The 12,312-nt window shown below is 57.2% G+C and carries 13 protein-coding genes; 6 read left to right on the top strand and 7 right to left on the bottom strand.

Annotation, left to right across the window (positions count from 1 at the left end; translation table 11 throughout):
* The first annotated feature begins 125 nt into the window (after window positions 1–125).
* On the top strand, window positions 126–773 hold the full coding sequence (gene grxB, locus JK232_RS00200) for a glutaredoxin 2 (RefSeq protein WP_072931209.1): 648 nt from the start codon (window positions 126–128) through the stop codon (window positions 771–773).
* A 161-nt stretch (window positions 774–934) separates the two neighbouring features.
* Window positions 935–1,498, top strand: a complete 564-nt coding sequence (locus tag JK232_RS00205; protein WP_072931211.1) for a lipoprotein — start codon at window positions 935–937, stop codon at window positions 1,496–1,498.
* Window positions 1,499–1,566: 68 nt separating this feature from the next.
* Here JK232_RS00205 and JK232_RS00210 read toward each other — a convergent pair whose 3' ends face one another.
* The 3 genes from JK232_RS00210 to JK232_RS00220 form a co-directional block, all read right to left on the bottom strand.
* Entirely contained in the window at window positions 1,567–2,145 is a 579-nt protein-coding gene (locus tag JK232_RS00210) for a TorD/DmsD family molecular chaperone (RefSeq protein ID WP_072931091.1), read from the bottom strand.
* A gap of 113 nt (window positions 2,146–2,258) precedes the next feature.
* A complete protein-coding gene (locus JK232_RS00215) occupies window positions 2,259–3,215 on the bottom strand; it encodes a 2-hydroxyacid dehydrogenase (protein WP_212588630.1) in 957 nt (318 codons plus the stop codon).
* 63 nt (window positions 3,216–3,278) lie between these two features.
* Window positions 3,279–4,232, bottom strand: a complete 954-nt coding sequence (locus JK232_RS00220) for a LysR family transcriptional regulator (RefSeq protein ID WP_212588790.1) — start codon at window positions 4,230–4,232, stop codon at window positions 3,279–3,281.
* A 407-nt stretch (window positions 4,233–4,639) separates the two neighbouring features.
* Between JK232_RS00220 and JK232_RS00225 the strand changes: the two genes are divergently transcribed.
* Genes JK232_RS00225 through JK232_RS00240 form a run of 4 tightly spaced genes read left to right on the top strand, consistent with a single transcriptional unit; the run spans window position 4,640 to window position 8,704 of the window.
* Window positions 4,640–6,160 carry an amino acid ABC transporter permease/ATP-binding protein gene (locus JK232_RS00225; protein ID WP_072931213.1) on the top strand — a complete coding sequence of 507 codons (1,521 nt, stop codon included), beginning with the start codon at window positions 4,640–4,642 and terminating at the stop codon, window positions 6,158–6,160.
* 29 nt (window positions 6,161–6,189) lie between these two features.
* Window positions 6,190–7,062 (top strand): phytanoyl-CoA dioxygenase family protein, encoded by an 873-nt coding sequence (locus JK232_RS00230; protein ID WP_072931097.1) that lies wholly within the window; start codon window positions 6,190–6,192, stop codon window positions 7,060–7,062.
* Window positions 7,063–7,086: 24 nt separating this feature from the next.
* The gene (locus JK232_RS00235; RefSeq protein WP_072931099.1) at window positions 7,087–7,917 is read left to right on the top strand and encodes an ABC transporter substrate-binding protein; all 831 of its coding nucleotides are present in this window, start codon (window positions 7,087–7,089) and stop codon (window positions 7,915–7,917) included.
* 55 nt (window positions 7,918–7,972) lie between these two features.
* The gene (locus JK232_RS00240; RefSeq protein ID WP_072931101.1) at window positions 7,973–8,704 is read left to right on the top strand and encodes a class II aldolase and adducin N-terminal domain-containing protein; all 732 of its coding nucleotides are present in this window, start codon (window positions 7,973–7,975) and stop codon (window positions 8,702–8,704) included.
* A 43-nt stretch (window positions 8,705–8,747) separates the two neighbouring features.
* On the opposite strand, the gene argE is transcribed toward JK232_RS00240, so the two are convergent.
* Genes argE through JK232_RS00260 form a run of 4 tightly spaced genes read right to left on the bottom strand, consistent with a single transcriptional unit; the run spans window position 8,748 to window position 12,297 of the window.
* Window positions 8,748–9,896, bottom strand: coding sequence for an acetylornithine deacetylase (argE, locus tag JK232_RS00245; protein WP_212588791.1), 1,149 nt, complete (start codon window positions 9,894–9,896; stop codon window positions 8,748–8,750).
* Window positions 9,889–10,563, bottom strand: a complete 675-nt coding sequence (locus tag JK232_RS00250) for a DUF1028 domain-containing protein (protein WP_101834159.1) — start codon at window positions 10,561–10,563, stop codon at window positions 9,889–9,891. Before JK232_RS00250 ends, argE begins: the two co-directional genes overlap by 8 nt.
* A complete protein-coding gene (locus tag JK232_RS00255; RefSeq protein WP_072931107.1) occupies window positions 10,560–10,994 on the bottom strand; it encodes a RidA family protein in 435 nt (144 codons plus the stop codon). The genes JK232_RS00250 and JK232_RS00255 overlap by 4 nt, the downstream gene beginning before the upstream one ends.
* A gap of 37 nt (window positions 10,995–11,031) precedes the next feature.
* Window positions 11,032–12,297, bottom strand: coding sequence for a flavin-containing monooxygenase (locus tag JK232_RS00260; RefSeq protein WP_072931110.1), 1,266 nt, complete (start codon window positions 12,295–12,297; stop codon window positions 11,032–11,034).
* Window positions 12,298–12,312: the final 15 nt, after the last annotated feature.

A 12,312-nucleotide genomic window follows, 5' to 3' on the forward strand; every position in this document is an offset into this window, starting at 1 on the left:
CCGCCGCCGGGCAGTTTGATCTCCGGCCATTCCTTACCCATACTTTCCTTTCGCACATGCGGGCATACCACCGGCCGGGTTCCGGCCGCCTGCCCGTGATGGCAAACCTGAAGGAGCATGAAAATATGAAACTCTATGTCTATGAACATTGTCCTTTTTGTGTCAAAGCGCGCATGATTTTCGGCCTGAAAAACGTGCCGGTGGAGATCAGTGTTCTGGCCAATGATGATGAGAAAACGCCTGTTTCTATGGTCGGCCAAAAAATGGTGCCGATCCTGCAGACCGAAACAGGCGGTTTCATGCCGGAGAGCATGGATATCGTGCACTACATCGATAAAAAATATGGCGCACCGCTGATCACCGGCAGCACCAACCCGGCGATTGCCGCCTGGTTGCGCCACGTCAACGAATACACCTCCCGCCTGCTGCTGCCGCGTTTTGCCCGTGCCAATTTTGAAGAGTTTGCCACCCCGGAAGCGCGCCGCTATTTCGTGAATAAAAAAGAGGCCACGCTCGGCAGCTTTGACGAACATTTGCAGCACTCCCCCGGCCTGATTAAGAAAATAGGCCAGGACCTGCACGATCTGGACAAACTGATTGTCGAGCCGAATGCCGTCAACGGGGAGCTGTCAGAAGATGATTTCAGCCTCTTCCCGCTGTTGCGCTCACTGACCATCGTCAACGGCGTCACCTTCCCGACCCGCGTGGCGGCGTACCGTGACAATATGGCGAAACAGACGCAGGTGAACCTGCTGAGCAGTATCGCCCAGTGATCCTGCCGCCGCCGGGCTGACCGGCGGCGCTTGCCCCTTGCCGATGGCCCCCGTTTTTCATTACCCTGCCCCACAGGAACTCCTGCCCCCTTTTGCCGTCAAAGAGGGCACCCGCTTGCCGGCGTGGCAAGGGAGAGATGATTTTGGCTTACGAGGAAAAAATGAGAATCCGCTTTTTAGGGGCTGCGGCCCTGCTTTTTGCCGGTCTGCTTACCGGCTGTAACCAACTTACGCAGTACACACTCAGCGAACAGGACGTTAACCAGTATCTGCAAAAACACAATAAATTTGAGAAACAGGTGGGTGTGCCGGGGCTGGTGGAAGCCCACATTGTGCTGACGGAGCTCAACAGCCAGATTGGCCGCAGCCAGCCGGATCGCGTGATGCTCAAAGGCCATGCCGCCATCAGCATTACCTCCCTGCTCGGCCCGCAGCAGGCCGAGATGGATCTGGCCATGGAGGCGCGGCCGGAGTTTGATAACGAGAAAAAAGCGATTTTCCTGAAAGATCTGCAACTCACTGACTACACCGTGCAGCCGCAAAAAATGCAGGGGGTGATGAATACCCTCAGCCCGTACCTGAACCAGTCGCTGAAAAGCTATTTTGACCAGCGCCCGGCCTATGTGCTGAATGCCGATCGCAGCAAAGGCGAAGCGCTGGCGATACGGCTGGCGAAAGGGATTGAGGTGAAACCGGGTGAACTGGTGATCCCGTTTACCCAATAAGCCTGAAGCCACACATAAAAAACGCGCCCATCCGGCGCGTTTTTTTGTACTCAGGTGCAGTCAGGCCGCTATTCGTCTTCTGCCGCGTCGCTGTCCTGTGCCTGCGCTTCAGACAACTCATCCCACATGGCCTGAATCGCTTCCCGGCTCAATAACGCCAGCGTGCGGTAGAACGGGGTCGCGGCATGGGCCTCGACTTTCCCCAGGAAACGCCCGCACCACGGCAGCAAATAGGCATCAAACAATGCGATCTGCGCCTGCACCTCATCTTCCTGCGACTGATCTTCCAGCCATGAGGCCGCCAGCAGCAGCGCGCCGATATGGTCAGCCGGGGCGTCGCTCAGCGGCATCCCGCGCTGTTGCAGGAAAGCGCGCACCTCCGCCTCCGCAATCGCTGCGTCATAGTCATGGGCATAGGCTGACACCGCCGCATCACTGCCGAACAGCGCCTGATAATCTGCCGTCACGGCGGGAAGGTCTGCCGCACTTTGCTGCAACCGGGCCAGCAGCTCGTCCTGCTCCAGCGGCCAGTGCTGCGCCAGCTTGCCTTCACGGATCAGCGTAAACAGCGGGGCGACCAGCGGGTCTTGCGGCGAGCGGTTAAACAGCGTACCCAGTACGCGGCAGACAATCGAAAACTCATTCATCGGGCTTTACCTGTAAGGCGAAAAATTGGCGAGACGATGTCACAGATCGGCCCGTTCTGCAATCACCGGGGTTGGCAGCCGCATGGCCCCGCGCAGCGCGCCCGGTGAAAAGGTCAATAGCCCAGGGTACGATTGAACACCAGAGGTAACGCCTGCCCGGCGCGATCGGCCTGAATGATGGTGAGGGCGTGTTGCGCTTTGGACTGATGGGAAATCAGCGAAGCCACGTGGCTTGTCACAATAACGCCGGGATGGCACCAAAGAGGATCGTCCTCAGGTAACGGTTCCTGAGGGAAAACATCCAGAACAGCGCCGCTCACCCGGCCCCGGTCAAGGGCACGCAATAACGCATCATGCTGTAGCTGATGCCCGCGCCCCACGTTAATGATCCCTGCGCCGTCCGGCAATTGGGCCAGAAAGTCATCATTTATGATCCCCCGGGTTTCTGCGGTGTCCGGCAACAGATTCACCATGATCTGGCTGCGCGTCAGAAAGGGCGACAGCCCTTTTGCGCCATAAAAACCCACCACACCCGGCACAGTTTTGGCGGAACGTGACCAGCCGTTAACGGTAAACCCATTCGCCAGTAACCGCTGTGCGACGGCCGTTCCCAGGCGGCCCAGCCCCAGGATGCCGACGGCGGTTTCACTGGCCAGGCCACCCGCCAGATGGGCGGCCCAGCGTTTATGCCGTTGCGTCTGGATAATCTCAGGGAGCCGGCGCACTAACATATAGCTGGCCATCGTCACATAATCGGCCATCCTGGCCGCCGTTTCAGGGGTGACCATCCGCGTGATGGGAATATCCGGCGGCAGTGTGCTATCAGAGAGAAGGTGATCCACCCCCGCGGCTTCGCTGAGGATGACCCGCAGATGGGGAAACCGGGCTAACTGCCCCGCCTCCGGTTCCCATACCAGCACGTAACGCACACTTAAGGGGTCCACGGAAACGTCATCCCAGGCAGCGAGCCGTAAATCCGGCAAGCGCGAGGAGAAATAGGTTTTCCATTCTGCCAGCTCAGCGTCAGTCAAAAAATTAATCAGTAACGTCTCTTGCTCAGGTATGTTCATTTTTCACGCCGGGTTGGTGGGTGGAAACGCGTACCGGCCAGGTGTTCAGCCGGGCTCTTATCATCAAGGCAGGCAACGACCTTCGCCGGCAGTCAACCCTTGCCCGGCATGGGGCGGGGTTAATTCAATACTGCGGCAATATTCCATAAAAAGCCTGGCCGGCCGTGTCGGTTCATTATTTTTTAAATACGCCATGACCAGGGTTGATGCCGGCATATCATCCTCAATCTCCACCTGCGCCAGGCAGCCTCCATCATAGGTCATGATGGAATAAGGGCGGGTGACCAATACTGAAAACCCAAGACCCTGCCCCACCATACACCTGACCATTTCAATGGAGGGCGAACTGTAAGCCACATCCGGGTAATACCCTTTATCCCTGAAAATATTAATGAAATAGTTTTTACTGGGAATAGCATCCAGCAACACCATAGGCTCGCGGCTTAATTCATGCAGTGTCACACTTTTATTTTTGGCTAACGGATGGGCGGCCGGCAATAGCGCATAAGGTTTATGCGGCGCATTTAATTCCTCTTTATGGATATCATTCCCCAGCTCCAGATCATAAAGAAAAGCCACATCAAACCGGCCCCGGTGCAAACCATGCATCAGCTCATGCTGCTCGCCATCATTCAGTTGAATGCTGATATCCGGATAGATTTTTTTAAATCCGGCAATAAGTTTCGGCATATATAACGGGGCAGCCGATTCAAAGCAGCCGACGGCAATGGTGCCTGATACCACCTCGTTTTCTGCGCGGGAGTTTTGCTCAAATTCATAAGAGAGGCGTAAAAGATCTTTCGCCTTATCATAAAAGCGGCGCCCGCCCGGCGTCAGGGAAACCCCTTGCGCATGATGCCGGATAAATAATTGCTGATCAAAGGCATCCTCCAGGTTTTTAATGGCAATAGAGATAGAGGGCTGAGCAATATGCAATTGCCGGGAGGCTTCTGCAATGCTTTCCATTTCTACCACGGTCACAAAATACCTGAGCTGCTTCAGTGTAAAACGCATTATTATTCAACCTATTAAATAGTATCATCATGTAACAGACTGTCTGATGATAAGCCGTGATAGATGAAAGCAATCCCCATGCCAGCTATTTTTATTCGCCTGTAAAAGCAGAAACTGTTTTCCTGTTTCTTTCCTTGTTTGATAATGCTTTTCTTATTGCTCTTTATACCCCCGGATTACTCCCCAAAAATCCTGTTGGCCGGCCTGTTTTTTCTGCCTCATTTTAGCGCATGACCTGCCCTTAAAAAGGGCGGGCTGAGGCATAGTTTTTTTTAATCCAAAGGCCAAAAAATTACTAATTGCCTCTTTTATCCCGCTGCCGCCATAGTGTCACTGAAAAGTTAATGCGCGGTTCAAATGCGTTTGTGTCACGCGACATCATTCCTTTAAATACGGTGAGCCAATTATCCATGACGTTTAACTGGAACTATATGTTGGGTCTGCTGAGTGATGCCGATTTTTGGCTGGCGACCTGGACAGTAATAAAACTGAGCCTGTTGACGTGGGTGTTAAGTATCGTACTGGGTTTTATCCTGGCGTTGGGCAAACAGTCCACGAATCCCTTTCTGAGCCTGCCTGCACGCGGCTATATCTGGCTGTTCCGCAGCCTGCCGCTGTTGGTGTTGCTGATCTTTGTGTATAACCTGCCGCAAGCAGTACCGGCCTTCTCTGCCGTGCTGGGCGACCCCTTCTGGGCCGGGCTGCTGGCGATGGTCATCTGTGAAAGTGCCTATATCGCTGAGATCCACCGGGGTGGGCTGTTGTCTATCCCTAAAGGACAGCGCGAAGCCGCACATGCGCTGGGGTTACGTTTCGCCGGCATACAGTGGCGTGTGGTGATCCCCCAGGCGTTGCGCGTGGCGTTGCCGGCCCTGGCCAATGAATATATCGCCATCGTCAAACTCACCTCGCTGGTGTCAGTCATCTCCCTGACAGAAATCCTGATGGTGGGGCAGCGGCTCTATTCGCAGAATTTCATGGTGATGGAAACCATGGCGGCCGTGGCCTTTTATTACGTGCTCGTGGTGACCGTGTTTGATGGGCTGCTGAAATACCTGGAGCGCGCCCTGGATGTCACGCAGCGCAAGACCACCCGCGTGCCCGGCGCTGCCATGCTGGCCCTGGCCACCCAGGAACGGGCTGCGGTGGCCCGCCCCTTCTCCGGCAGCCAGAACCCGGCGCTGCAAGCCTCAGATTTGCATAAAGCCTACAACAATGTCGAAGTCCTGGGGGCCGTCAACCTGCAGATCCAGCCGGGCGAAGTGGTGTCAGTCATTGGCCCTTCGGGGTCGGGGAAAACCACGTTAATCCGCCTGCTTAACGGCCTGGAACAGCTTGATAACGGGGAGATCAGGATCAATGGCCAGCCTTTCCTGCATCTGCAACGCCAGGGTATGCAAAAGCCACGCTTTATCGAAAATGCCGAGCATCGCCTGAATATTGGGATGGTGTTCCAGAATTTTAATCTTTTCCCGCACCTGACCGTCATGAATAACCTGCTGCTGGCACCGCGTTACCACCGCCTGGCCCCCGCAGACGAGTTAACCCAGTACGCCTGCATGCTGTTACACAAAGTGGGCATGCTTGAACACGCCTGGAAATACCCGCATCAGTTATCCGGCGGGCAGCAGCAGCGTGTGGCGATTGCCCGCGCATTGATGATGCGCCCGCAAATCATGTTGTTTGACGAACCCACGTCAGCCCTCGATCCGGAAAAAATCAATGAAGTCCTGCAGGTCATTGAAACCCTGGCGCAGGAGGGGATCACCATGATGATCGTTACCCATGAAATGAATTTTGCTTTCAAAGTCTCTGACCGGGTTGTTTTTATGGAAAAAGGACGCGTGGTCTGCGATGACGCGCCGCAGGCACTGCGCAGCGGGAAACACCCTCGCGTAGACGCCTTCCTGAAGGATGTTTCACTGGCTTAACCATTCACACTTTTCTTAGGGGAAATCTCATGATCGAACAGTGGCAGGCAGAGCAGTTTCATCAACAAGGTTATCTGGTCGTGGAAGGGGTGTTATCCGCCGACGAGGTCGCCGCGTTGCAACGTGACTTTGACCAATGGGTTGAAGAGAGCCGCGCACGCAGCGATGCCTGGGGGGAGACACAGGATGGGCGGGCGCGTTTCGACCTGGAGGGCGATCACCGCCCTGATCATCCCTCGTTGCGCCGTGTCAGCTCCCCTACCGAGATCTCACCGGTGTATGAGCACGCGGCATTACAATCCCGTATGGCACAGATTGCCGGGGCATTGATTGGCGGCAGCGGTACCCGTTTTCACCACAGCAAAATCAATTCAAAACTGCCGCATACCGCCACCCAGGTGAAGTGGCATCAGGATTTCCTGTTCACGCCCCACAGCAATGATGACATCGTCACCGCCCTGTTGATGGTCAGTGAAGTGACGCCGGAAAATGGCCCCCTGAATGTGATACCCGGCAGCCATAAAGGGCCACTGTGGTCACACTGGCAGAATAACCGCTTTACCGGCGCGGTGGATGACGCCGTGGTGGATGAACATTGCCGTCAGCCCGTTGCGTGCTTTGGCCCTCCTGGGTCGGTCTGTTTCATGCACACCCGCTTGCTGCATGCTTCCAGCCCCAATGTCACTGAGTTACCCAGGACGCTCTTTATCTGTGTGTATGCCGCGGAAGATAGCCTGCCCTATGGTGAAAATCCTTTACCCAGCCAACATGCCGGCGTGATGGTGGCCGGTGAAGAGAGCGGGCTGGTACGCAGCACCGATAACCAGCTGCGGCTGCCGCAAAAACCGCGCGGCGCGTCCTTTTTTGTTCAACAGGCGGGGAAAGATCCCGCGATTGCCTGACTTCTTCTTTCCTTTGGAGCTGACATGAAGCCATTACGTCCCGTTGCCCGCCCTGTTGCCCTGTGCCTGAGCGCCGCCCTCGCGCTGGCCTCCTTTAGTTCACAGGCTTTCCTGCAGCCCGGAAAAATCATCGCCGGGTCTGACATGACCTTTTTCCCCTATGAATACGTCGAGAAAAACCAGCCGGCAGGCTTTGATATTGAATTCCTTGATGGCCTGGCAAAAATGATGGGGCGCAAGGCGGAAAATATCGATACCCGCTTCCCCAATCTGATCACCGGCCTGCAAGGCGGGCGCTTCGATATTACCAATTCATCGATGTATATCACGGCTGAGCGCCTGAAAGTCATCGATATGGTGCCTTACCTGAAAAGTGGTGAGGCTATTTTGTCGCTGAAAGGAAGCGACTATCAGCCCAAACGCCCGGAAGATTTTTGCGGCCACAAGATAGGCTCGATGGGGGCCACCTCCTGGTTGCAACAGCTGCAAAAGCTCTCCAGTGACTATTGCGTCAAGAAAGGGTTAAAGCCGATTGCGCTGAGCGAATACAGTACCGACCCGCAAACCACCCAGGCCCTGCTGTCACATGCGGTTGAGGCTCAAATCACCGATGCCGCGGTCGCAAAAGGGGTGATTGAGAAACTGGGCACTCGGATCGTCATCTCCTCCGACACCCTTATCTACCCGGTATTAAACGGGTTTGGGGTGAAAAAAGGCAATGATGAGGTGAAAAAAGCGCTGACGGATGCCCTGGAAAAATACCGCCAGACGCCGGAATACGCGGCGCTGCTGAAGAAATATAACTTCCAGTCACCCAGCGAGGAAGACATCAGCACCCTGATGCCCAAACCCTGACCCTTGATCGGCATGCCTCTCTCGCCGGGGCATGCCATGCCTGAAGAGATAACGTATGGCACTCTCCTTTGAAGAAAAAACGCGTATTGACCTGGCCGCGACGTTTCGCATTATCGCCCACCTGGGGATGCATGAAGCCGTGGCGAACCATTTCAGTGCCGCTGTTTCCCCTGACGGGAAAGACTTTTTACTCAACCCGAAGTGGAAACACTTCTCCCGTCTCCGCGCCAGCGATCTGTTACTGCTGAATGCGGACGACGCCGCCAACGCAGAGCGTGATAATGTGGATGCCACCGCCTGGGCCATTCATGGCCAGATCCACCAGCGCCTGCCGGAAGTGCGGGTGGTCCTGCATTTGCACCCCGTCTATACCACCAGCATCGCCTGCCTGGCGCACCCCCATATTCCGCCGATTGACCAGAATACAGCGCGCTACTTCAACCGTGTGGCGATCGATACGCTCTACGGCGGCATGGCTGACTCGGTGGAAGAAGGCGCCCGCCTTGCCGATCTGCTGGCAGGGAAACGCCGCCTGCTGATGGGCAACCACGGTGTCATGGTGACCGGGCAGACGATAGGTGAAACCTTTGATGATATCTGGACGCTGGAGCGGGCCTGCCAGATTCTGGTGACCGCCTGGTCCACCGGCCGGCCGCTGAAGGTGCTGTCTGATGACGTTGCCGAGAAGACCGCGCAGGATTGGGAAAAAATCAGCGACTTCTCCCGCCAACATTTTGAAGAGATGAAACACCTGATGATTGAGGCGGACCCTTCGCTGGTGGATTAACGGCCGCGGCTGCCGCCGGAGCGAAAGCGGCAGCCGCAACCCGTCAGGCCCGCATCCACCGGCAGAGGTTGTCCAGCATCTGCATACAGCGCGCAAGTTGATCCAGGCTTACGTACTCGTCGGGTTTATGGCCCTGTTCCATACTGCCGGGGCCGCATACCAGCGTGGCGATGCCCGCCTCATCAAATAAACCGCCCTCCGTGCCGAACGCCACGGTGCGGAAATCGTCACTGCCGCTCCATTGCATCATCCACTGCGCGAAGGCCGACTGTGGGTCGGTCATTAACGCCGGGTAGTGGCTTAACGGGTCAAACTGGATGGTGCAGCGCCCGTCCACCTGTTTCATCATGGGCAGCAGCGTGTGTTGGGCATACTCCTGTAACGCGGTGGTGACCTCCGCGACGTCTGCCCCCGGCAGGCTGCGGATTTCGACATCAAACCGGCAATCTTGCGGCACGATATTCAAGGCGGTGCCGCCCTGAATGGTGCCTACCTGTAAGGTGCTGTAAGGCGGGTCAAAACGGCTGTCGCGCTGCTCTGCCAACTGCTCCCCCAACGCCTCCAGCCGGGTGATGAGCCGGGCAGCATACTGGATGGCATTCACGCCTGAGGGCGCATACGCGGAATGGCAGGCATGCCCATGCACCCGGCACCGCATGGCCAGTTTCCCTTTATGGCCATACACCGGGCGCATCTCCGTCGGCTCCCCAATGATGCACATGGCCGGTTTTTCTGCACAGGCGTTGAGATAGGAAACCAGGCTGCGTACCCCGAGGCAGCCTACCTCCTCATCGTAAGAAAAGGCCAGGTGGAGCGGTATCCTGAGCGGCTGTTGCAGGAAATTCGCCAGCGAAGCCAGCATACAGGCGAGAAAGCCTTTCATGTCGGCACTGCCGCGCCCGTAACAGCGCCCTTCCCGCTCGGTGAGGCTGAAGGGCGGCACAGTCCAGGACTGGCCGTCAACCGGCACCACGTCGGTATGGCCGGAGAGCATGACGCCGCCCCCGCCCGGCGGCCCCAGCCGGGCATAGAGGTTCGCTTTACGCCCCTCCTCATCGTAAAAGCGCTGTGAAGGAATGCCGTGCTCCGCCAGGTAGTCATGAATGAAATCAATCATTGCCAGATTGGATTCACGGCTGGTGGTATCAAACGCGAGCAGCCTCGCCAGCAGCGCCCGCACAGATTCATTCATCACCCGGCACCCCGTAGCTGGGCGCGTCACGCGGGTCCAGTGCGCGGGTGAGATAAGCCTGCATTTGCGGCTCATAGGCCAGCCACAGCGTCTGGAGTTGCCCGACCGGGTCTTCCTCCGCCCAGTCCACGCGCAGATCGACTACCGGCCAGGTATAATCTTCCACGACTTTCACCGCCGCAGAATGTAACGGCCCCGCCTCCCCGCCGCGTGCCAGCCCGGCCTGCAGGGCACCGATCAGGCGCCCGGTAAGCTCCCCGCGGGAGGCGGTAAAGGCGTCCACCATGGCACCCATTACGGCTTTGTCTGCCAGCATATTGCCCGCGGCGACGCAATTCTCCCCCTGTGCCGTATGCCAGATGCCCAGCGTTTTATCGCCGCTGAACACTGCCGTGGCACCGTCCGCACTGATGACCGCCACCTGACGGTACTCACTGAACCGATCTTCTGCCAGCGCACTTTTCATCGCCTGCTGCGGGCTTTCGCCCGCTTCCAGATAAGCCAGAATCTGCTGCCCCAACGCGGGCAAGGTGATATTTTGGCTGGAGACTGCGCCGACACCGGCCTGTAGCCAGGGGCAACGCGCGCCGACCGCGATGCTGGAGGAGCTGATGGCAATGCCCAATTGCCCCGACTCCGGGCACCGGGCGGTGATAGACAGGGTCATACAGGCTCCTTAGCGTTCCAGTCGTCCGGGATCACGGCAATCACATCAATCTCCATCAGCCATTGCGGTTGCGCCAGCGCAGAGACCACCAGCCCGGTTGAAATGGGAAAGACCCCTTTCAGCCATTTCCCCACTTCCAGATAGATAGGTTCGCGATAGCGTGGGTCGATGATGTAGGTGGTGGTTTTCACAATGTGTGACAGGTCACTCCCGGCCTCTTCAAGCAGCTGCTTGACGTTTTTCATCGCCTGCTCAGCCTGCGCACGGGGATCGCCCAGCCCCACCAGGTTGCCTTCAAAATCGGTGCCTACCTGACCACGGACATACACCGTGTTCCCGGCGCGCACAGCCTGGCAGAGATCGTTATCCAGGGCCTGGTTCGGATAGGTTTCTTTGGTATTGAACATACGGATGCGGGTATGTGTCGGCATCATCTGTTTCCTGTGAGTTGACGGGAATGAAGGCGCATCAACGTTCTGACGTGCTCTGGTAATGCTGGTATTGGCGCTGGATGGCAATCTGATCGGCGATGTATTTCGCATCGTGCCACACCCCCCAAATGAAGGTTGACCCCCGGCGGGAGAGCCAGGGAAGGCCAAGAAAATAGACGCCCGGTTCGCTCGACACCCCGCGATGGTGCTGCGGTTTATGCTGCTCATTAAAGGCATTCACCTCCAGCCAGCGGTAATCCGCGACATAACCGGTCGCCCAGATAATGGCGGTAATCCCTGCCCCGGCGAGATTAAGCTCCCGCGTGGGGGCGGTCATGCAGGCGGGATCAGGCAGAAAATGGCGCGCCTCAGGCTCTTCCGGCAGGTCGAGGCCGTTCTGGGCAATGTAACGATCGGCGGCGTCCAGCAGCGACAGGTAATTGGCGTCCCCGCGGTGGATATTTTCGGCCAGATCCGGGTGAAAGCTCACCACGCCCTGGTGGAACGCGCTCGTCAGCCCGACCAGGTTAATGCCCTGCGCAGCCAGTTTGCGGAAGTCGACGGTGTGGCCGCCCCGTGCGCCGCTGACGGCAATGGTGACATGCTCTTTGCCGGGCTGGCTGGCTGCCGCATCCCACAACCCCAGGACGCCCAGCCACCAGCAGAAGTCCCGGTTGCGATAACTGCGCGGCGGGCGATCGTGCGGGCCGACGGAGAGCCAGACCTTTTTCCCGGCACGCTGCAACTCATCGGCAATCTGTACACCGGATGAACCCGCCCCGACCACCAGCACGCCGCCCGCCGGCAATTGCCCGGGATGGCGGTAATCCGCAGAGTGGATTTGGAAGAGGCGGTTATCCTCAGGCGCAATGGCAGGAATAACCGGGCGCTGAAACGGGCCGGTGGCCGCGACAATACGTTGCGCTTCAATAACCCCTTCAGAGGTTTCAATGGTAAATCCCGGCCGCCCCGAATTACGGGTCGCCCTTTTTACTTCAACGCCGGTTTGGATCGGCGCATTAAATTTTTTTGCATACGCAACAAAATAGTCAGCCACATCCTCTTTTGCGACAAAACTGTCCGGCGTGTAACCCGGAAATTCCATACCGGGAAACCGGTCATGCCAGGCGGGGCCGTTAGCCACCAACGAATCCCAGCGTCCGCTGCGCCATGCCTCTGCAATGCGGCTTTTTTCCAGCACCAGATGGGGGATCCCCAGCCGGCTCAGATGCTCACTCATCGCCACACCAGCCTGACCTGCGCCGACTACCAGTGTATCGATCTCTTTTTTTTCAACCGTCATTTCAGTGTCCTTCAA

The sequence above is a fragment of the Nissabacter archeti genome (assembly GCF_018257325.1).
Taxonomy (GTDB): Bacteria; Pseudomonadota; Gammaproteobacteria; order Enterobacterales; family Enterobacteriaceae; genus Chimaeribacter; species Chimaeribacter arupi.

What these genes read in the sequence shown, in the direction of transcription:
- grxB (WP_072931209.1), top strand. Translation starts at nt 126, where the DNA reads ATGAAACTCTATGTCTATGAACATTGTCCTTTTTGTGTCAAAGCGCGC.
- JK232_RS00205 (WP_072931211.1), top strand. Translation starts at nt 935, where the DNA reads ATGAGAATCCGCTTTTTAGGGGCTGCGGCCCTGCTTTTTGCCGGTCTG.
- JK232_RS00210 (WP_072931091.1), bottom strand. Translation starts at nt 2,145, where the DNA reads ATGAATGAGTTTTCGATTGTCTGCCGCGTACTGGGTACGCTGTTTAAC.
- JK232_RS00215 (WP_212588630.1), bottom strand. Translation starts at nt 3,215, where the DNA reads ATGAACATACCTGAGCAAGAGACGTTACTGATTAATTTTTTGACTGAC.
- JK232_RS00225 (WP_072931213.1), top strand. Translation starts at nt 4,640, where the DNA reads ATGACGTTTAACTGGAACTATATGTTGGGTCTGCTGAGTGATGCCGAT.
- JK232_RS00230 (WP_072931097.1), top strand. Translation starts at nt 6,190, where the DNA reads ATGATCGAACAGTGGCAGGCAGAGCAGTTTCATCAACAAGGTTATCTG.
- JK232_RS00235 (WP_072931099.1), top strand. Translation starts at nt 7,087, where the DNA reads ATGAAGCCATTACGTCCCGTTGCCCGCCCTGTTGCCCTGTGCCTGAGC.
- JK232_RS00240 (WP_072931101.1), top strand. Translation starts at nt 7,973, where the DNA reads ATGGCACTCTCCTTTGAAGAAAAAACGCGTATTGACCTGGCCGCGACG.
- argE (WP_212588791.1), bottom strand. Translation starts at nt 9,896, where the DNA reads ATGAATGAATCTGTGCGGGCGCTGCTGGCGAGGCTGCTCGCGTTTGAT.
- JK232_RS00250 (WP_101834159.1), bottom strand. Translation starts at nt 10,563, where the DNA reads ATGACCCTGTCTATCACCGCCCGGTGCCCGGAGTCGGGGCAATTGGGC.
- JK232_RS00255 (WP_072931107.1), bottom strand. Translation starts at nt 10,994, where the DNA reads ATGCCGACACATACCCGCATCCGTATGTTCAATACCAAAGAAACCTAT.
- JK232_RS00260 (WP_072931110.1), bottom strand. Translation starts at nt 12,297, where the DNA reads ATGACGGTTGAAAAAAAAGAGATCGATACACTGGTAGTCGGCGCAGGT.